The following is a 16,513-nucleotide window of genomic DNA, read 5'->3' on the forward strand; positions in this document are numbered from 1 at the left end:
TACTATTTGATATCTGTTCTAGCTACTAGCCATGACTGCCGCGCTACGCTTGCCGGCCATCTGGGACAAAGTGACAGACTGCGCTAGTCACCTTGTCCCAGACGGCTGGATTTGGTGGGCATATCTGGCGGCCACAAAAGCTACGGTGTCGCCGCCGCCAGGTGTCATGGTATCGGCCTTGTTCATAAGGTGGGTGAGCAGCGCCTCTCTATGCTCTGGACGAACGTCGGCCAAGCGTGTCTTGGTCGTCTCGGCAATAAGGTGGTGCACATCAGGTTTGCGTACAGGAGAGCGCTGGCCATCAGCTGGCAGCCCGAAGAACTCGGCATTACTGATCGCCTCCTGGCGGCGCTCGACTGGCAGCAGTGGCCATGTCCGCAGATCAACCTTATCGCGTAGGCGGTTAAGCTGAGTGCTGGCGGCCTCGGCGTCCCCATCACCCAAGGCATCCAGCAGCGCCAGGGCATCATCAGCGCCGGCGGCCGTCATGCTAGCCAGCCAAGCTGCTGGATCCCCGGACTGGGCCAGTAGGCTCCGCACATCTTTGAGCTCCGCCAGGCGTTTTGCCTCTCGGCGTCTGGCTTCGGCTTCAATCTGATACGGTGATAGCTGGTTTGGAGATTCGAACGGATGATGCTCGGTCACTTTCAACTCACCATCCCGGATACAAACTGACCGGTCTCCCGTCCTGACAATCAACCCGCTCCGGACCATGGCCACCTCTTCACCACTTAGCCCCAAATGGAATACATTCTTATCGCTCAATGGATCCTCTTTAGATCCTCCGTGATCGTCCCGTACAGTTGTTGCCAGAGCTCCAAGGGGGAAACCCCCCTCGCTGCGCTCGGTACCCACTAACTCGCTGCGCTCGCCCACAGACCAGAACCCGCTGCCTTTGGCTTTGGTGGTGTTCTGTGAGCCACATTTGCGCAGCACCCATTCCCCCACACGGGTTTGCTGGATGAGGCCGTCAGCGGCCCGCACGCCGACAAGCTTGGTTTGTGGTTCGCCGTATTGATTGGGTTCGGTAAAGGCGGTGCGGTGGATACTCAAAGGGCGTGCATCGCGCCGGCAGCAGGGGCCGCCCATGGCTTGGGTGAAGTTTTTCCAGTCCACTGCGTCGGCATAGCGACGGCACTCTTCCATGATTGGGCTGGCCAGTGGAGCCACGACGATCCCCTTTGCCTCTTGCAGGCGGCCAGGCAGGCGGCGCAGCTCGCGCCAGATCCCGACCGGCGGCCCTTTCAGTGGTTGGAACTGGCGTAGGCCCCAGAGCGATGCCCAGGCCCGCACCCGGCGGGCGCCTTCGGCAGCCGCTGTCTCTGCTTCCAGATCGCCTTCGTCGCCGACCCGGTACCCATCGATATTTTTCGCAATATATTTGACGATGTATCCCACTGCGCCGCCCTTCTCCTTGTCCATCACCTTCCAGTCAAATCGGGGAGTGATATCGCTATAGGGCTTTTTGCTGTCTGGGTGGCGTTTGCGTTCCAGGTCACCTTTGTCATGACTCAGGGCGTAACGCTGCAGGATGCCAATCAGCCGGTGCTGGTGTTCTGGTTTTACCCAGATCAGCAGGTGCCAGTGGGGAGTGCCATCGTGGTGGGGTTCGACCACTCGAAAGCCGAAATAGTCGATAGGATCGGCCAATAGGAATTCTCCGCGCTTGGCCAGGTTGCGATCGAGGGCAGAACGGCAGCGCTTCCACAGCTCGCTGATGTAGTGTTGTGCGTCGCGGGGGGATGACCCGTCATGCTTGGGGTTTTCTTCTGTGCTGTCTGGCCCTCCGGCCTGGGATGATCTGACCGTCTTCCATGGGTGGAAGCGGCTCGGAGCCGTCCAGGTGAAGAACAGCCCCACATAGCCCATCTCGTCAGCCACGTCAGAGAAACCCCGCGCCCTGACAATCAACTCATGGCGGCGGTTTGTAGGGTTGGCGATGGAGGCTTTTACCGCATCCTCCAGACTGATGATGATGTCGTCCTGGGCGTTATAGGCTTCCATATCCTTGAGCCAAGCGGCAGCCATGCGCTGTCGCTCGATAAAGCTTTGCAGGCCCTGGCTGGAGACGTAGGCAGAAACCCCCTTGCGCACTTTGCCGAGCAGGATGGCGCAGTGCTCGCAATACTGGTCCCAGATCTTGCGCAGGCGTCTTGCCCACCATTTGGGGTCGAGCCAGCGGATAAGGTGATGAGCGATGAAGGTGTCGCGGCTTTCAGCCGTTCTGAATCTCGGCAAGCGGGGCAGCATGCCCCAAGCGGCCAGCGGTTGACGGCACGCCTTCCACAAGCGGATTGCCGGCACCTGCTCGGCGCCGAAATCGGTGATGGCATTAAACAGCCTGGTTACCCGCTCGGCGTAGTTGACGGCCAGGCGCTCGCGGCTTTCTTTGGTGCGCAACGCATCGATCGGCTCGGGGATGACGTTCTGCACTTGGCGCAGGGTGGTGATGCGGCTTGATAGCCAGCGGTTGGCGTCATAGCAAATGGCCACCCCCTTGAGCAAATCCGGTGCGCGGCGGACGCAGTAACCAACAAACAGCTCGGCGATCAAGTCACCTGGAAGCTGTACCCCTGGCCCGCCATTCTCGCGAGGGATCGGTCGCTCCAGCAGGTCAAGCGCCCAGTCCAGAGCATAAGCGCCCGGGATGCCGACAAAATAGCTCTTGATGGCCTTAACTCGGGTATCAATATCACCGCCAGCAAGTTCCCTGCGCTGAGCCGCTGGCAGGCGTGATGCTTCGAGTGGGCAGAGAGATACACGACGACAAGCCATGATGCGGCGCGCCATGGCTTTGGTAGCGGCAGCCAATTTCCAGGCAGCTGGCTGCCTGGGTTGTATCGGCTTGGCTTCGAACAGTTCGGGGTGGAGCGACATTAGAACGGCAGGGGCTCTTCACAACGCAGATTGGCTAGCTCGAGCTCTGGTCGACGAACGTTGAAGACAGAGACGCTGTAAAGGTGCCTATAGATGCTGCATCTTTGCCGCAGAAGGATACAGGCGTAGTCCCGACGATGGCCGCTTGCTAGGGCGGCCCTGAGCTGTTTGCGGCATTGGTTCAGTGCGGCCAGATCTATTTGAGCTGTCGCATTCCATGCCGCAATTTCGGCAACCAACTGTGCTTCCCGCTCATAGAAATCAGGGGTGTTTTTCATGTGTGTGACCTTCATCAGAATGGCAATGGGTTTGATGCTCATAGGTGATGCCCACTCAAAAATTGGTTGAGCGTTGTCAGGCCGGTTCTTCGAGCCTTGATCACCATGGTGGTGTGAGCACATATGCGGCGTGCTGCTGCACATTGACGAAGGGTTAATGCGATAGTGGCCCGTGGTCTTGGCGAGATCTGGCGGCACTCGATGAGATGACGCTGATACCCGCGCAGGCGCGCACTCGCGCCGCGTAGGTCTTCCCACCACCAACTCAAATTTCGTTCCATGTCGGACATCAGGCGCTGGCTCATAGGATCACCTCGCCTAGCCCATGCAGTGGTGCGCACTCTTCCCACCAGTTGCCGATCTCGTTGGCGAGCGCAGTGTCTCCTTGGCCAAGCGCGAGCCAGTAGATGGCGCGGATCGCCCCCAGAGCAAGGAGCTCTGGCTCAACATCAACAGCAAGATATTCCGCACGGTAGGTCAGCCAGTTCATGTGCAGGTTGCTGCGTGGTTGGCACTGATCATCAGTGTTGTCGGCTTCATCATCACCACTGTCATCATCTAGCAGCGCATCTGGGCTGCTGGTAACAACGAGCTGGATCTGGATGTGCTGTGGGCCAGACTGGACGCATCCCATACACACGCGGTTGTCATCAGCGCGGGCGGCGAACATGTCAGCCAACAACCCCTCGATCAGCTTGGGTGCCTGGCGGGCGATCTTGATTGCGTCACTCATGGCTCTATCTCCTGTTCTTGCTCACGGCGGTGTTGTATCGCTCGTGGGTCATCAGCTGAAATTCCCGGGATTTCAGTGGCCGAAACAGTCGGTACCGCAATCCCACGTCGATCACATCCGCTCGGCAGTGTGTAAGCCGGCGCGGGCGCTGGCTGGTTAACAAGCTGGCCGCCTTTTCCTGGATCGCTGCCGGTATCCGGCCAATGCATCTGAATCCGTCCATTGCATTCCCCTTGGTTGTGTTATCCATGAGCCCACGCATAGAGGCTCAGTGATAAGGCCGGCGAACCGGCCTGGTGTAGGCTTACTGGCGGCATTGCCGGATGTCGGCAGCGGTGACTAGAAGCGGGGACGGATTGGTCCCTGTCATTAACCAAGAGGTGTGCTCGTTGAGTTCGTTATGGTTGGCGATAACCAGGAGCAGGCCACCGCCGATCTCGCGATAACCGAGCTCGTAGTTTTTGAGCGTGGTGGGCGGGATACCCAGTTTCTCGGCGAACTTGGGGCGGCTTAGCCCCAATGCTTCACGCAACTTGCGCAGGCGGCGACGAGCTTCATGGTTGAGGTGACCCATGGACGGCAGATTGATAGGTTGCATGGTTAGGCTCCTTGATGGGCATTAAGGCGATTGATGTGACCAAAGATGGAGGCCCAGACCAGGGCGTTAGCGCGCTGGCTCAGGATCGTCAGGTCGTTTTCCGAGTAGCGGGCGGCATATGGGCCAGCAATACGGCTGTTCTGGATCTTGCGGTTGCGCAGCGCGCAGGGGATTGCTAGAGTTGTCATGTCGACTTCCCTTCCTAGAGTTGTTGATAAAGAGCCCCGTTAGGTGTTTGCGGCACCAGTGATCGGGGTTTTTTCTTGCCCGCAATTTGCGGTTTGTGGGGTGTTGACCAGTGTCATCAACAATCCTTTGCTCTGTGCCAGCCGTTCGGCTGATCTGCTTACCTCTGGTTTTTCTTCTGGCGGCGGTATCAAACCTGTGCGCCACTCTTCGAGAGTCACCGCGCCATGAAACAGGTGCTGGAACCCAAGACGACGCATGGCCAAGCAGAGCGCTTCGCGGTCGCGTTCACCGAGTGGGTATTCTGGCCTTGCCATCGAGAGCGGTAATTCGGCTTCATTGCAGATGGCTTTGCGTTGTGGCTGATTGAGTTCGCCCCAATATCTCGCAACCCTGCAATTGGCGTGGTAAATCGCCTGACGCATTTCTGCCAGCGCTCTCTCGGCGGCACTCGCTTGTAACGTGTTCATCATTTCCTCTCTTCACATCGCCAGCGCAGCAAGTGGTGAAACCACCTGAAATCGTTGCTCGACGTCATTGATCAGCAGCGCAACCGACCCCATCGCAGCAGTAGCGATGCTCATAAACGTGCGGTGCTCGTGGCTGGTGATTCGGCCGCGTTCTGTTAGCTCCAGGGTGTGCAGACCGATGTTTGCTATCTGGGAATTCAGGTTGATCACCTGATGGGTCAGAGACGGGGCGCGTTCCCCTTTGGGAATGGCGACAGCCGTCAGGCCACAGCAGAGCAGGGCGCCATCAAACAGGGTTTCGTCTTTGGTTGCGTGGTAGATGGAGATCATTTCAGCCACTGTCAGCTCGTGTTCCTGTTCGGGGTTCAGCTTGTTACTCAGGGTCTGCGGGTGCTTCATGCCGATGGTTCGGCCAAGGTCAGCAACCTTCCCTCTGTTGTTATCCGCAAATAGCTGGCAGGCCTGGTGCCAGTTCAGATGTATGTCATGGCGTTCAACAAACATGACCAACTCCTTTTGACTCAATAATCTGGGTTCAGCTGGCAACCGTCATGGTTACGAAACGTTCGGCCTGATAGCGAGCCTGCATAAAGAGGGCATAGAGATTGACGCTGCGATGGCCACGCTTGCCGTCTTGCAGAACTGGCAGTTTTCCGCGGTCAGCACGTTTACGGATGGTGTTGATGGCAACCCCCTGACGCTCGGCATAGTCGGCGAGGGATTCGCTTACGATCGCCTTACCGGTCTCCCGGCTGAAGAAGGGGTAATCTGCAGGTAACTGACTGACATCGCTGGGAATATGGATGCGTTTGGATTTAGAGGCCATTGTGGTACCCTCTGGTTGTTTGTGTGTTTTGTGGTGCCTTGTGGTAGTTGGTAGCTACCCATGGCTTTGATGTTTGCATGGTTTTCTATGCATGTAAACATCCATTGCATGGAATTCTATGTTTTGATAGCTGATAGATTAAAAAGTGAGCGAAAGCGATTGGGGCTCACTCAGGAATCGCTTGCGGAATCGGCAGGCATTAAGCGGATTACTCTGCAGTCTTGGGAAAGAGGGCTTTCATCACCTCCAGCCATCGCTCTAAGTGCGCTTGGGTCTGTAGGAATGGATGTCTTGTTTGTTCTCACTGGTGAACGTCAGCAGACTGGGATTGGTGAGGCAGCCGTGCATCAGGCGGTACTGGATGCCGTCGATCTGCTATCGCTTGAAGACAAAGTAAATGCGGCCCAACTAGCCAAAGCGGTGGTAAAGCTCATTGCCAAGTCGGTCCCGGATACTCAACCAGTGGCGGGGCAGGTCATCAATACCAACAGTGGTGATGGCGCACAGCAGAACTTTGTGCACTCCACCGTCGGCAGCGTAACCACCGGGGATGTCATCTTGGGGCGGGGTAAGAAGAAGACGTGACGCCGTCCCCAACCTCCCAACCCTCCCAAACCAGCAACGTGCACCAGATCTTCCAAGGGCCGGTCGAAAATGTTGCGGGCCGCGATGTCAACATTACCAACGAGTTGGGAGGCCGACCGCTTACCAGAAGGGAGCGGAACGCACTCAATGAATTGGTAGAGCGTTTGATCAAGGAGTTTGGCCAAGAAAGATGGGAGCCTTGGAAGTTCCTGCACGAGACGATAGGCATTAACGAGATCGGAGAGATGCGGCTTGAGCATCTGAAACCGGCCCAAGCCTTGCTCCAGTTGATGATTGAAGCCAAGGAGGCAGAGTCGGCCAATGCAGAATCTGCCGCTTGGTACCAAGAGCACCTTTCCTCGGAACGTAAGTTACAAGAGCAGGGCAGGGTACTTATCCAGCTTCGTTCCACCGTTTCCCAATGGGAGCAACTCGGTCAGTCACTGCGGCAGGAGCGGGATCGTTAAAACTGGCTCTGGATCGGCAGCTCAACGTGAATAACCAACAGGGGCGTGAAATCCAGAGTTTGGCTTCCGAGGTCAAGCGTTTGCAGCAGCGATGCTCCCATGAAGGTCAAGAGCATCGGCATGCACAGGCGGAAGTCGTTCGTTCGGCCCGTAGGCAAGAAGAGCTGGAGCGCCAAATTGATAACCTCATTGCAGGAAAGGTTGCCGATGCCGAAGCGTTTGACCAAGCTAAGAAAAAGTCTGAGCAAGCGCAACGGGTAGTCCGGCGACTACGTGGCAGTTTGATATGTGGCAGCGTGTTGGCTGTGCTTGCCACAGGTGCGGCGGTGTATAAACCGCTCTTCCAGGCAGAGCTTCGCGCTGAGCAAAGCAAGGCTGTGATGCTCAAACGCAAGGATATCTGCCTATTCAACGGCAAGCCGTTTAGCTGGGGTACTAGGCTCCCAACTTCTTCAGGGGTGCAGAAGTGCGTAAAGAGCCGCACTGGTCAATATCTATGGCAGCCGGCTGATAAGTGAGAGTTCGGACACTTTAGGGAGTTTGCATGCATCCAGAATTGAGGTTTCGATTTGAACGTATCAGCCCAGGAGTATTGGCCGACTTCTTGGCTGAGAAAGGGGCAAAGATGACCTGTCATCAATGTGGCTGCGATAACTTCAGCATACCAACGGTGGACATTATTTCCTCATATGCCGCAGGTGACCCAAGAGCAACGGAAGATGAATTAAGACAAGTTGCTTTGGTTCCTCACGCTGTTTCGAGCGATGACCCTGTCATGACCCACAAAGTCTATTTCTACCCGATGACGTGTAAAAATTGTGGAGTAATACAGTCAGTAAATGCTCAAACGGTGCTGAGCTGGTTCGAAAGCCAGTCGCGGGGGAACGAGTGATGGGGGAGGTCAGAGACGTTGATTTCAGAGGGGGCCGGTCACATACTCCGAACCAGCATGATGATAGAAGTCATGGTGGTGGCCCTAGAGGTACCGGTGGTGATGGAGGTAATGGCGGCATGTTAGAACCCAGAGTGGCAAAGCTTGAGTCTCACGTTGAGCATATTCAACGTGATACAACAGATATCAAGCAAAAGCTGGAACGGGTGGCTGATGATGTCAGCAGCCTGAAAGTATCTATGGCCACGCTGGCAGGGCGGCAAGATGCGTTTGATATCAAGCTCGACACCATGGACAAGAAGTTCGAGGTTAAGCTCGATGCCTTGGACAAGAAGTTCGATCTGAGACTTGATGCCTTGGACAAAAAATTTGATGCCAAGTTTGATGGTTTGGATAAGAAGTTTGCCACCAAAGCAGACCTGCATGAGGCTCAAGCAAAACAGCAGCAGTGGATGTTTCGTACCATGCTTGGTTTGATCAGCACTGGAGTCGTACTAACTGGTGCGATAGTCGCAGCCATTTTCAGATATATGCCCCACTGATAAGCAGTCACTTTTGATGGGTAACCTGATGAAGTGGCTGCCAAATGCCCTCCTTTCCCTGTTTGGTCCCCATGAGTATCAAGTCAACTCCCGAAGGTTATCTGGTTGATATCCGCCCGCAAGGTCGTGACGGCAAGCGGATCCGCAAGCGCTTCAAAACCAAATCCGAGGCCCAGCAGTTTGAACGCTGGGTGATTGCCACCGAGCATAATAAGGGGTGGGTTGATCGCCCGGCAGACAACCGGCCACTCTCTGATCTCATCGAACTCTGGTGGCGTTACCATGGTCAGACCCTGAAAGCAGGGGAGGCGGTACGCAAGAAACTGCACAATATCGATGCAGCGTTGCACCATCCACAGGCTAGACAGGTGACCAGGGCGCTGTTCTCCGAGTACCGGGCGCAGCGACTGCATGCTGGCCGGCAGCCAAAGACCGTCAACCGTGATCAAGAGATGCTGGGCGGGGTGTTCTCGGTACTCATCGATCTTGGTCATTACCATCATGAGCATCCGCTCAAGGAGATGAAGAAGGTCAAGCTGGTTGAGCGGTCGATGGGTTACCTCACTCAGGATGAAATCAGTGAAGTCCTTGCCGCACTATCTGGTGACAACTTGAAAGTGGTCAAGCTCTGCCTGGCAACTGGGTCTCGATGGAGTGAAGCTGCGAATTTACGCCGCGAAGATGTGCTGGCAGGCCGGGTTACTTACATCAACACCAAGAACGGCAAGAATCGCACAGTGCCGATCTCTGACGAACTATGTAAAGAAATAACGACCGGGGTTAACCGTGGCCCGCTGTTCCGTGCCCTGGACTATTACCTGGTACGTGATGTGCTCAAGACTGTGGCGCCTGATTTACCCGCAGGGCAGGCGGTGCATGTCTTCCGGCACACCTTTGCATCACATTTTATGATGTCCGGTGGCAACATCCTCGCGCTGCAAAAAATCCTGGGGCATCACAATATCCAGCAAACGATGACCTATGCCCACTTTGCACCGGACTACCTCAGCGATGCGGTGCGCTTCAATCCTCTGGAAAATCCACTGCCAGCAGCCTGATGATGTGTCCACAAATTGCCCCAACTGGTGTCGCACTACGTGTTTTTGCGTCCTAGTTGGTGGTATGTAAGTAATTGATGTGCATATAACTCATTGTTTTCATTGACCATAATAAGGCGGCTTCGGCCTCCTTTTTTATTGCTCATCCCTTGTATATCCTCAATCCATACGGACCATGAGGGACCTCCATGATGTGGTGTCAGGGTTGGCGAAGGATCGGGTTGTACGGCTGGCTGCTGGCCTCCCTGTTTGGTGCTGGTTCGGCCGTGGCGGCGGACGAGCCGCCGACTCTGACGCTGCTGACCGAGCTGTGGCCCCCTTATGTGATGCGTGGTGACAATGGCGAGTTGGCCGGCGCCGATCTCGATCTGGCCTGTACCGTGTTGCGCCAGATGGGTTATCGCACCGAAATCAGGGTGCTGCCCTGGAAGCGGGTTCTGCAGCAGGCCCGTCTCAGGCAGGGGGATGCGGTGCTTGATGTCTTCTTTGAACCTTCCCGCCAGCATTGGCTCCACTATCCCGAAGAGCCGCTCTCTTACAGCGGCGAAGTGCTCTTCTATCCGACGGTTCGTCCGGTGGATTTCAAGCAGCTCTCCGACCTCAAGGGTCTGCGGATAGGTATTCAGGAAGATTATGCCTACAGCCCCGATTTTCTGACCGATCCCGGCGTTATCCGGATGCCGATGACGGGGGAGGGGAATGCCATCAAACAGCTGCATCTGATGATGGCCGGTCGGCTGGACGGGGTGGTGCTCAACGAGCGGGTCGGTCGTTATCTGCTGCATACCCAGGGGTTGCAGGATCAGGTGAACCACGGCTCGCGCCTGCTGACCGACGACAACCGCAACTTCCTCGCGTTTACCCACAAGCCCGGCCACGACCAGCTGGCTATCCGCTTCTCCTCTGCCCTCAAGGCGTTCAAACAGACTCCCGCCTACAAGCAGCTGCTGGCCCGCTATCACCTCTGAGTTGCCGCCCTGCTGTGCGCCGCTTCACAATTTGTCGCACTTTGTTAAAAGGTGGGCATAATGGCGAACAAAAAGGGGATGCCGCTCAACATTAGTTGATCTTGTTGATAGTAGAATCAACTGCGGTTTACTCAAAGTTACTCATATATGTCCACAGCAGCCACCACTGACCAGATCAATTCGTTAACGGATGAAGAACGTCATCTGATCGCCAGTTTCGAGCCCGCGGTCGAGGCGCTGGCCGCGCTGTTTGGCGCAGGGTGCGAGGTGGTGTTGCATGCGTTCGATACGCTGGATGCATCGGTCATCAAGATTGCCAACGGCCATGTCACCGGTCGTCGGGAGGGGGCGCCGGTCACCGACTTTGCCCTCAACCGCTTGCAGGGGGAGGCGGGCAGCCAGTGGAGCAGCTACTTCAGCCGTACCCGCGACGGGACGCTGATGAAGTCCTCCTCCATCACCATCAGCAACCGGCAGGGCAAGCCCATTGGCATGCTCTGCGTGAACTTCAGTCTGGATACCTCCCTTGGCTGCCTGCTCGATACTTTTGCGCTGCCAGCGGCACCGGCTCCGCTCAACAACGAGACCTTTGCCAGCTCGGTGGATGATCTGGTGACTCAAGTGATTGAGAAGGTGGATCGGGACGATTCGCTCTCCTGCACGGTGCGCAACAAGGAGATAGTGACCCGGCTCTTCGACATGGGGATCTTCGAGATCAAGGAGGCGGCCCAGCTGGTTGCCCGGATGCTCGGCATCTCCCGTCATACTGTTTATCTGCATATCCGTAATCACAAAGCGGATCTGAACAAGCAATAACTGCCTGCGGGCACCCTGAACATGAGAAACACTGCGATGAAAGCACAATGGACCGACTTTATTACCCTGCTCAAGCGTGAAGTGGTGCCGGCCCTGGGCTGTACCGAGCCGATGTCGGTGGCGCTGGCAGCGGCAAACTGCCGCAAGCTGCTGGGGGAGACCCCGACCCGCATCAGTGTCTGGGTCAGTGGCAATCTGTTCAAGAACGGCATGGGGGTCGGGGTGCCGGGCACCGGCATGATCGGTCTGCCGGTGGCCGCTGCGGTCGGCATCACAGGGGGCAATCCCGATGCCGGGCTGGAGGTGCTCAAGACTCTCACCCCGGCCCAGGTCGAGGCGGCCAAGGCGTTGCTGCCGGTAATCAAGGTGGATGTGAAGGATGTGCCGGACGTGCTCTACGCCGAGGTGCTGGCTGAAATTGAAGGGCACAGCGCCCGGGTGGTGATCTGTACCGACCACACCCGCATCATCCTGATGGAGAAGGATGGCGAGGTGCTGATGGAGCAGGCCAGTGCCCCCGGCGTGCAGATCCAGCCAGCCAAATCCGCCAAACCGACCATGACTCTGCGGGAGATCGTCGATTTTGCATTGGAAGTGCCGCTGGCGGAGATCGACTTTATCCGCGAGGCCGCCACCATGAATCAGGCGCTGGCAGATGAAGGATTACAGGGTTACGGTCTGAAGATCGGCAAGATCCTCACCGAACAGGTGGAGCGCAAGCTGCTCTCCGATGACCTGATGACGCTGGCGATGCGCCTCTCCTCCGCTGCCTCCGATGCGCGGATGGATGGCGCCATGCTGCCCGCCATGTCCAACTCCGGTTCCGGCAATCAGGGCATTGCCGCCACCATGCCTGTGGTCGCGGCTGCCCGCTTCCTCAAGGCGAGCGACGAGCAGCTGACCCGGGCACTGGTGATGAGCCATTTGGTGGCCATCTACATCAAGACCTATCAGAACAAGCTGTCGGCCCTCTGCGCCGCCAGTACCGCCGCCATGGGGGCCGGCGCCGCCATCACCTGGCTGCTGGGCGGCCAGTATCAGCAGATCAGCCACTGCATCAACAACATGATTGGCGATGTCTCCGGCATCATCTGCGACGGCGCGGGCAGCGCCTGCTCCATGAAGGTCTCCACCTCCACCTCGGCGGCGGTTAAGTCTTCGCTGATGGCCATCAACAACCTGCATGTGCCCCAGAGCGAGGGGATCGTCTCCGACGATGTGGACCAGACCATCGCCAATCTGGGCCGCCTCTCCAAAGAGGGGATGCTGGATACCGACATCGAAATCATCAACATCATGCGAGCGAAACAGCAGAAGCAGTGAATCTGTGACAAGGGGGCGATAGACCCCCTTGTTCTTGTCACGACGGCGAAGACCGTCTGACACGGTTGCCAGGGCAAGCATGGCGCTTGCTCTTGTTTCTCGGGCGCAAGCCCGCTTTTTGGGGAGTCATACCATGACATTTAGCGTTATCGGCAATCTGGCCATCGCCGCCATCTTGCTGTTCTTTCTCTATCGGTTGCAGCAAAAACATGTGAGCTTCACCCGCCGGGTGTTTGCCGGTCTGGGTCTGGGTATCCTGTTCGGGGCTGCCCTGCAGCTGCTCTACGGAGCGGGTTCTGCGGTGATTGGCCAGACCATCGACTATCTCGATATCGTCGGCAGCGGCTATGTGAAGCTGCTGCAGATGATCATCATCCCGCTGATCATGGTCTCCATCATCAGCGCCATCCTCAAGCTCAACGGCGGTACCGCCCTTGGCAAGATCAGCGCCATGACCATCGGCGTGCTGATCTTCACCACCGCCATCGCCGCCGGGGCTGGCATCCTGATGTCCAACCTGTTTGGTCTGACTGCGGAAGGGCTCACTGCCGGTGCTGCGGAAAGCGCTCGCGGTGCGGCGCTGCAGAGCACCCTCGGCAGTGTCGAGAGCATGTCCTTTGCCAAGATGGTGCTGGAGTTCATTCCGGCCAACCCCTTCCTCGACATGACCGGCGGTCGCAAGACCTCCACCATCGCCGTGGTGATCTTCTCCATCTTCATCGGTCTGTCGGCTACCGGCATCGCCCGCAAGAAGCCGGAGATCTTCGCCAGCTTCAGCCACTTCATCGCCGTGGCCCACGCCATCGTGATGCGGATGGTGACCCTGGTGCTGCGCCTGACCCCGTTCGGTGTGCTGGCCCTGATGACCAAGGTGGTATCCGGTTCCAACTACGCTGACATCATCAATCTGCTCAGCTTCGTGATGGCCTCTTACGGCGCGATTGCCATCATGTTCGCCGTGCACCTGCTGCTGGTCGGCATGGTCGGCATCAACCCGGCCCGCTTCCTCAAGAAGATCACGCCGGTGCTGGCCTTTGCCTTCACCTCCCGTACCAGTGCGGGCTCCATCCCGATGAACGTGCAGACCCAGACCAAGTCGCTGGGTATTCCGGAGGGGATCGCCAACTTCGCCGCTTCTTTCGGTTCCACCATCGGCCAGAACGGCTGTGCCGGTATCTATCCGGCCATGCTGGCCGTGATGATTGCCCCGACCGTCGGGGTCAACCCGATGGATCCCGGTTTCATCATGACCCTGATCGCCATCATCACCGTCAGCTCCTTCGGGGTGGCCGGCATTGGCGGCGGCGCCACCTTTGCCGCGCTGATCGTGCTCTCCGCGCTGGACTTCCCGGTGGCGCTGGCCGGTCTGCTCATCTCCATCGAGCCGCTGATCGATATGGGCCGTACCGCGCTCAACGTCTCCGGCTCCATCACAGCAGGGACGGTCACCAGCCGCCTGATGGGCGAGACCGACATGCATGTGTTCAACAGCGATCACGAAGTGAGTCTGGACGGCGAAGAGTCCACCGTCTGATTTGCTGTCGGTTGATCTGCCCGTGGAAAGGGGTGACCCTTTCCCGTCATAGACCGCAGGGAGGGCATGCCCTCCCTGCGCCATTGAGAGGAAAAACTATGAGAATTCTGATCATCGGTGGCGAAGCCGCCGGTATGAGCGCGGCGGCCAAGGCGCGCCGTCTGGCCAAAGATGCCGACATCGTGGTGTATGAGGCCTCCGAGGTAATCTCTTTCGGTGCCTGCGGCCTGCCTTACTTTGTCGGCGACGAGTTTCAGGAGCCCGGCTACATGGCCGAGTTCACCCCCGAGCAGTTTGCCGCCAAGGGGATCGAGGTCAAGATTGGCCATCGGGTGCTGAGCGTCGACGCGGCGGCCCAGACTCTGGTGGTGGAGCACAACGGCGACACCTTCACCGACCGCTACGATCGGCTGATGATCGCCACCGGTGCCCGCGAAGTGATGCCCCCCATCCCCGGTTTGCAGCAGCAAGGGGTATTCGGTCTGCGCCGGATGGCCGACGGGCTGGCGCTCAAAGCTGCGGTGCAAGACAAGAATAATCGCCGCGCCGTGGTGATTGGTTCCGGTTTTATCGGGCTGGAAGTGGTCGAGGCGCTGGTCCATCAGGGCAAAGAGGTGCGTCTTATCGAGCTGGCGGATCGGGTCATCCCCGACGCGTTTGATAGCGAGATCACCCAGCACATCGAAACCGAACTGCGCGAGCAGGGGGTCTCTCTCCATCTGGGTGAGCGAGTTGAAGCGCTGCTGGGGGATGGCCGGGTGACCGGCGTGCGCACCAGCCAGGGCGAGTACGAGGCCGATATCGTGGTGGTCTGCACCGGGGTCAAGCCCAACACCGAGTTTCTGACCGATACCGGCATCGAGCGGCTCGGCAACGGCGCCATCAAGGTGGACCGTCAGGGGCGCAGCTCGCTCGCCAACGTCTGGTCAGCCGGTGACTGTGCCAGCGTTTGGCACAGCGTGAAGCAGCAGCAGGTCTATGTACCGCTCGCCACCATCGCCAACAAGCTGGGGCGCATGGTAGGCGAGAACCTGGCGGGTGCCGAGCAGGAGTTCCCGGGTACCCTCGGTTCTGCGGCGCTCAAGGTGCTTGGGCTGGAGGCGGGCCGTACCGGCCTCTCCGAGCAGGAAGCCAAGGCGATGGGCATCGACTATCGCACCGTGGTGATCAAGGACAAGTGCCACACCAACTACTGCCCGGGTCAGTCCGATATCCACGTCAAGCTGGTCTATGAGGCGGGCAGCAAGCGGCTGTTGGGTGGTCAGATCCTCGGTCGCAAGGGGGCGGTCCACCGCATCGATGCGTTGGCGGTTGCCATCACCATGGGAGTGACCACCGAGCAGCTCGGCATGCTGGACTTTGCCTACGCGCCGCCCTTCTCCCGCACCTGGGATGCCCTGAACGTGGCGGGTAACGTCGCGAAGTAAGCGTTGCGATGACGGCGCCGTTACGCATATTCTGCTCTGCAGAGCCTCTGCGGGTAAAATCAGCGGCTAAATTGCAGCGATAAAAAAACCGATGCCTTGGCATCGGTTTTTTGTTACCGGTTAATCCGTATCACTCAGCCACGGCCGAGGCGGTTCTCCGGGTAGTTCTTGGCCAGCACTTCGCGGGCATGCTTGGCCAGCTGCGGCATCTTCAGGGCGTCGTAAGACTCGACCATGATCTCCAGTGCCTTCTCGGTTTCGGCTGTGTCGGGGTAGGTTTCGACAATCAGCTTGGCCCGGTTGGCGGCCGCGACCAGTGCATCACGCTTCACATAATACTCGGCCACGCTCAGGTCATATCGGGCCAGACGATTCTTCAGGCCAATCATGCGGGCGCGGGCATCGGCGGCATAGACGCTGTTGGGGTAGTTCTGCAACAGGGTCTTGAAATCCTGGAATGCCTGACGGGCATAAGCAGGGTCTTTGTCGTCACGACCGATACCGAACAGGCTCTGGAAGAAGTTGTAATCCGCCGCCATGTTGGTCAGGCCGCGCATATAGAAGACGTAATCGATATTTTTATGCGCCGGATTGAGGCGGATAAAACGGTCGATATTGGCGATCGCCTGAGCGGTATCATCCTGCTTGTAGTAGGCATAGATGAGGTCAAGCTGCACCTGGTTGGAGTAGGCACCGAACGGGTAGCGAGAGTCCAAAGCCTCCAGCAATTCAGTGGCTTGCACGTAATTGCCAACGTCCAGTTTGAGGCGTGCTTTCTGGTACAGGGTCTCCGGCGGTTCGTCGGGTACCTTGGGTTTGGTGCTGGAACAGCCTGTGATCAAGGTAGCGACCAAGGCGAGCGACATCAGCAGGTGAGACTTCTTTCCCATCAACAACATCCGGTCCATTTCCACGAAATTGGCAAAGTATCCG

The 16,513-nt window shown here is 57.7% G+C and carries 22 protein-coding genes; 11 read left to right on the forward strand and 11 right to left on the reverse strand.

Translation table 11 applies throughout. The features are described 5' to 3' along the window. Positions 1–87: 87 nt before the first annotated feature. From ACTG2B_RS01320 to ACTG2B_RS01365, 10 genes are read right to left on the reverse strand one after another with little or no spacing between them, the layout of a single operon-like run. Complete coding sequence (locus ACTG2B_RS01320; RefSeq protein ID WP_439995077.1) at positions 88–2,877, reverse strand: replication endonuclease; 2,790 nt, start codon at positions 2,875–2,877, stop codon at positions 88–90. Then, positions 2,877–3,197, reverse strand: coding sequence for a hypothetical protein (locus ACTG2B_RS01325; RefSeq protein WP_107683246.1), 321 nt, complete (start codon positions 3,195–3,197; stop codon positions 2,877–2,879). The genes ACTG2B_RS01320 and ACTG2B_RS01325 overlap by 1 nt, the downstream gene beginning before the upstream one ends. Further along, positions 3,194–3,460, reverse strand: coding sequence for a hypothetical protein (locus tag ACTG2B_RS01330; protein ID WP_439995078.1), 267 nt, complete (start codon positions 3,458–3,460; stop codon positions 3,194–3,196). Before ACTG2B_RS01330 ends, ACTG2B_RS01325 begins: the two co-directional genes overlap by 4 nt. After that, on the reverse strand, positions 3,457–3,888 hold the full coding sequence (locus ACTG2B_RS01335; RefSeq protein ID WP_224212329.1) for a hypothetical protein: 432 nt from the start codon (positions 3,886–3,888) through the stop codon (positions 3,457–3,459). The genes ACTG2B_RS01330 and ACTG2B_RS01335 overlap by 4 nt, the downstream gene beginning before the upstream one ends. A 4-nt stretch (positions 3,889–3,892) precedes the next feature. Continuing rightward, a complete protein-coding gene (locus ACTG2B_RS01340; protein ID WP_017412427.1) occupies positions 3,893–4,150 on the reverse strand; it encodes a ParE family toxin-like protein in 258 nt (85 codons plus the stop codon). 42 nt (positions 4,151–4,192) lie between these two features. Then, positions 4,193–4,486, reverse strand: a complete 294-nt coding sequence (locus tag ACTG2B_RS01345) for a helix-turn-helix domain-containing protein (protein ID WP_017412428.1) — start codon at positions 4,484–4,486, stop codon at positions 4,193–4,195. Between the two features lie 2 nt (positions 4,487–4,488). After that, positions 4,489–4,674 carry a hypothetical protein gene (locus ACTG2B_RS01350; RefSeq protein ID WP_439995079.1) on the reverse strand — a complete coding sequence of 62 codons (186 nt, stop codon included), beginning with the start codon at positions 4,672–4,674 and terminating at the stop codon, positions 4,489–4,491. A gap of 39 nt (positions 4,675–4,713) precedes the next feature. Continuing rightward, entirely contained in the window at positions 4,714–5,142 is a 429-nt protein-coding gene (locus tag ACTG2B_RS01355; RefSeq protein WP_439995080.1) for a hypothetical protein, read from the reverse strand. A 12-nt stretch (positions 5,143–5,154) separates the two neighbouring features. After that, positions 5,155–5,646, reverse strand: a complete 492-nt coding sequence (locus ACTG2B_RS01360) for a phage regulatory CII family protein (RefSeq protein WP_439995081.1) — start codon at positions 5,644–5,646, stop codon at positions 5,155–5,157. A gap of 31 nt (positions 5,647–5,677) precedes the next feature. Continuing rightward, positions 5,678–5,968, reverse strand: a complete 291-nt coding sequence (locus tag ACTG2B_RS01365) for a hypothetical protein (RefSeq protein ID WP_017412432.1) — start codon at positions 5,966–5,968, stop codon at positions 5,678–5,680. A gap of 60 nt (positions 5,969–6,028) precedes the next feature. Here ACTG2B_RS01365 and ACTG2B_RS01370 point away from each other — a divergent pair, with 60 nt between their 5' ends. From ACTG2B_RS01370 to ACTG2B_RS01420, 11 genes are all read left to right on the forward strand, one after another. After that, on the forward strand, positions 6,029–6,553 hold the full coding sequence (locus tag ACTG2B_RS01370) for a helix-turn-helix domain-containing protein (protein ID WP_439983654.1): 525 nt from the start codon (positions 6,029–6,031) through the stop codon (positions 6,551–6,553). Between the two features lie 38 nt (positions 6,554–6,591). After that, on the forward strand, positions 6,592–7,020 hold the full coding sequence (locus tag ACTG2B_RS01375; RefSeq protein WP_439995082.1) for a hypothetical protein: 429 nt from the start codon (positions 6,592–6,594) through the stop codon (positions 7,018–7,020). A gap of 26 nt (positions 7,021–7,046) precedes the next feature. Beyond that, positions 7,047–7,538, forward strand: a complete 492-nt coding sequence (locus ACTG2B_RS01380; protein ID WP_439995083.1) for a hypothetical protein — start codon at positions 7,047–7,049, stop codon at positions 7,536–7,538. Between the two features lie 26 nt (positions 7,539–7,564). Continuing rightward, entirely contained in the window at positions 7,565–7,912 is a 348-nt protein-coding gene (locus ACTG2B_RS01385) for a hypothetical protein (RefSeq protein WP_156130336.1), read from the forward strand. 119 nt (positions 7,913–8,031) lie between these two features. Next, positions 8,032–8,454 (forward strand): hypothetical protein, encoded by a 423-nt coding sequence (locus ACTG2B_RS01390; RefSeq protein ID WP_203973803.1) that lies wholly within the window; start codon positions 8,032–8,034, stop codon positions 8,452–8,454. Positions 8,455–8,525: 71 nt separating this feature from the next. Beyond that, positions 8,526–9,512: a phage integrase gene (locus ACTG2B_RS01395; RefSeq protein ID WP_439995084.1), complete on the forward strand. Its 987-nt coding sequence runs from the start codon at positions 8,526–8,528 to the stop codon at positions 9,510–9,512. Positions 9,513–9,700: 188 nt separating this feature from the next. Next, on the forward strand, positions 9,701–10,480 hold the full coding sequence (locus ACTG2B_RS01400; RefSeq protein ID WP_236562705.1) for a substrate-binding periplasmic protein: 780 nt from the start codon (positions 9,701–9,703) through the stop codon (positions 10,478–10,480). A gap of 147 nt (positions 10,481–10,627) precedes the next feature. Next, positions 10,628–11,296 carry a helix-turn-helix transcriptional regulator gene (locus ACTG2B_RS01405; protein WP_042082913.1) on the forward strand — a complete coding sequence of 223 codons (669 nt, stop codon included), beginning with the start codon at positions 10,628–10,630 and terminating at the stop codon, positions 11,294–11,296. Positions 11,297–11,317: 21 nt separating this feature from the next. Further along, on the forward strand, positions 11,318–12,619 hold the full coding sequence (locus ACTG2B_RS01410) for an L-cysteine desulfidase family protein (RefSeq protein ID WP_162516319.1): 1,302 nt from the start codon (positions 11,318–11,320) through the stop codon (positions 12,617–12,619). A gap of 133 nt (positions 12,620–12,752) precedes the next feature. Next, on the forward strand, positions 12,753–14,153 hold the full coding sequence (locus ACTG2B_RS01415) for an L-cystine transporter (protein WP_439995085.1): 1,401 nt from the start codon (positions 12,753–12,755) through the stop codon (positions 14,151–14,153). Between the two features lie 98 nt (positions 14,154–14,251). After that, positions 14,252–15,580: a CoA-disulfide reductase gene (locus ACTG2B_RS01420; protein ID WP_439995086.1), complete on the forward strand. Its 1,329-nt coding sequence runs from the start codon at positions 14,252–14,254 to the stop codon at positions 15,578–15,580. 134 nt (positions 15,581–15,714) lie between these two features. Here the strand turns inward: ACTG2B_RS01420 and ACTG2B_RS01425 are convergent, their stop codons facing one another. Beyond that, on the reverse strand, positions 15,715–16,470 hold the full coding sequence (locus ACTG2B_RS01425) for an outer membrane protein assembly factor BamD (RefSeq protein ID WP_005339769.1): 756 nt from the start codon (positions 16,468–16,470) through the stop codon (positions 15,715–15,717). Between the last annotated feature and the right edge of the window lie 43 nt (positions 16,471–16,513).

The organism is Aeromonas sp. 30P, assembly GCF_051919805.1.
GTDB lineage: Bacteria > Pseudomonadota > Gammaproteobacteria > Enterobacterales > Aeromonadaceae > Aeromonas > Aeromonas veronii.

Bases quoted from the DNA above. Each gene is read 5' to 3' on its own strand.
- ACTG2B_RS01425 (WP_005339769.1), bottom strand. From the start codon at position 16,470: ATGGGAAAGAAGTCTCACCTGCTGATGTCGCTCGCCTTGGTCGCTACC.
- ACTG2B_RS01350 (WP_439995079.1), bottom strand. From the start codon at position 4,674: ATGACAACTCTAGCAATCCCCTGCGCGCTGCGCAACCGCAAGATCCAG.
- ACTG2B_RS01410 (WP_162516319.1), top strand. From the start codon at position 11,318: ATGAGAAACACTGCGATGAAAGCACAATGGACCGACTTTATTACCCTG.
- ACTG2B_RS01370 (WP_439983654.1), top strand. From the start codon at position 6,029: ATGGCTTTGATGTTTGCATGGTTTTCTATGCATGTAAACATCCATTGC.
- ACTG2B_RS01390 (WP_203973803.1), top strand. From the start codon at position 8,032: ATGTTAGAACCCAGAGTGGCAAAGCTTGAGTCTCACGTTGAGCATATT.
- ACTG2B_RS01415 (WP_439995085.1), top strand. From the start codon at position 12,753: ATGACATTTAGCGTTATCGGCAATCTGGCCATCGCCGCCATCTTGCTG.
- ACTG2B_RS01355 (WP_439995080.1), bottom strand. From the start codon at position 5,142: ATGAACACGTTACAAGCGAGTGCCGCCGAGAGAGCGCTGGCAGAAATG.
- ACTG2B_RS01335 (WP_224212329.1), bottom strand. From the start codon at position 3,888: ATGAGTGACGCAATCAAGATCGCCCGCCAGGCACCCAAGCTGATCGAG.
- ACTG2B_RS01330 (WP_439995078.1), bottom strand. From the start codon at position 3,460: ATGAGCCAGCGCCTGATGTCCGACATGGAACGAAATTTGAGTTGGTGG.
- ACTG2B_RS01385 (WP_156130336.1), top strand. From the start codon at position 7,565: ATGCATCCAGAATTGAGGTTTCGATTTGAACGTATCAGCCCAGGAGTA.
- ACTG2B_RS01365 (WP_017412432.1), bottom strand. From the start codon at position 5,968: ATGGCCTCTAAATCCAAACGCATCCATATTCCCAGCGATGTCAGTCAG.
- ACTG2B_RS01400 (WP_236562705.1), top strand. From the start codon at position 9,701: ATGATGTGGTGTCAGGGTTGGCGAAGGATCGGGTTGTACGGCTGGCTG.
- ACTG2B_RS01420 (WP_439995086.1), top strand. From the start codon at position 14,252: ATGAGAATTCTGATCATCGGTGGCGAAGCCGCCGGTATGAGCGCGGCG.
- ACTG2B_RS01320 (WP_439995077.1), bottom strand. From the start codon at position 2,877: ATGTCGCTCCACCCCGAACTGTTCGAAGCCAAGCCGATACAACCCAGG.
- ACTG2B_RS01405 (WP_042082913.1), top strand. From the start codon at position 10,628: ATGTCCACAGCAGCCACCACTGACCAGATCAATTCGTTAACGGATGAA.
- ACTG2B_RS01360 (WP_439995081.1), bottom strand. From the start codon at position 5,646: ATGTTTGTTGAACGCCATGACATACATCTGAACTGGCACCAGGCCTGC.
- ACTG2B_RS01345 (WP_017412428.1), bottom strand. From the start codon at position 4,486: ATGCAACCTATCAATCTGCCGTCCATGGGTCACCTCAACCATGAAGCT.
- ACTG2B_RS01395 (WP_439995084.1), top strand. From the start codon at position 8,526: ATGAGTATCAAGTCAACTCCCGAAGGTTATCTGGTTGATATCCGCCCG.
- ACTG2B_RS01325 (WP_107683246.1), bottom strand. From the start codon at position 3,197: ATGAGCATCAAACCCATTGCCATTCTGATGAAGGTCACACACATGAAA.
- ACTG2B_RS01340 (WP_017412427.1), bottom strand. From the start codon at position 4,150: ATGCGTGGGCTCATGGATAACACAACCAAGGGGAATGCAATGGACGGA.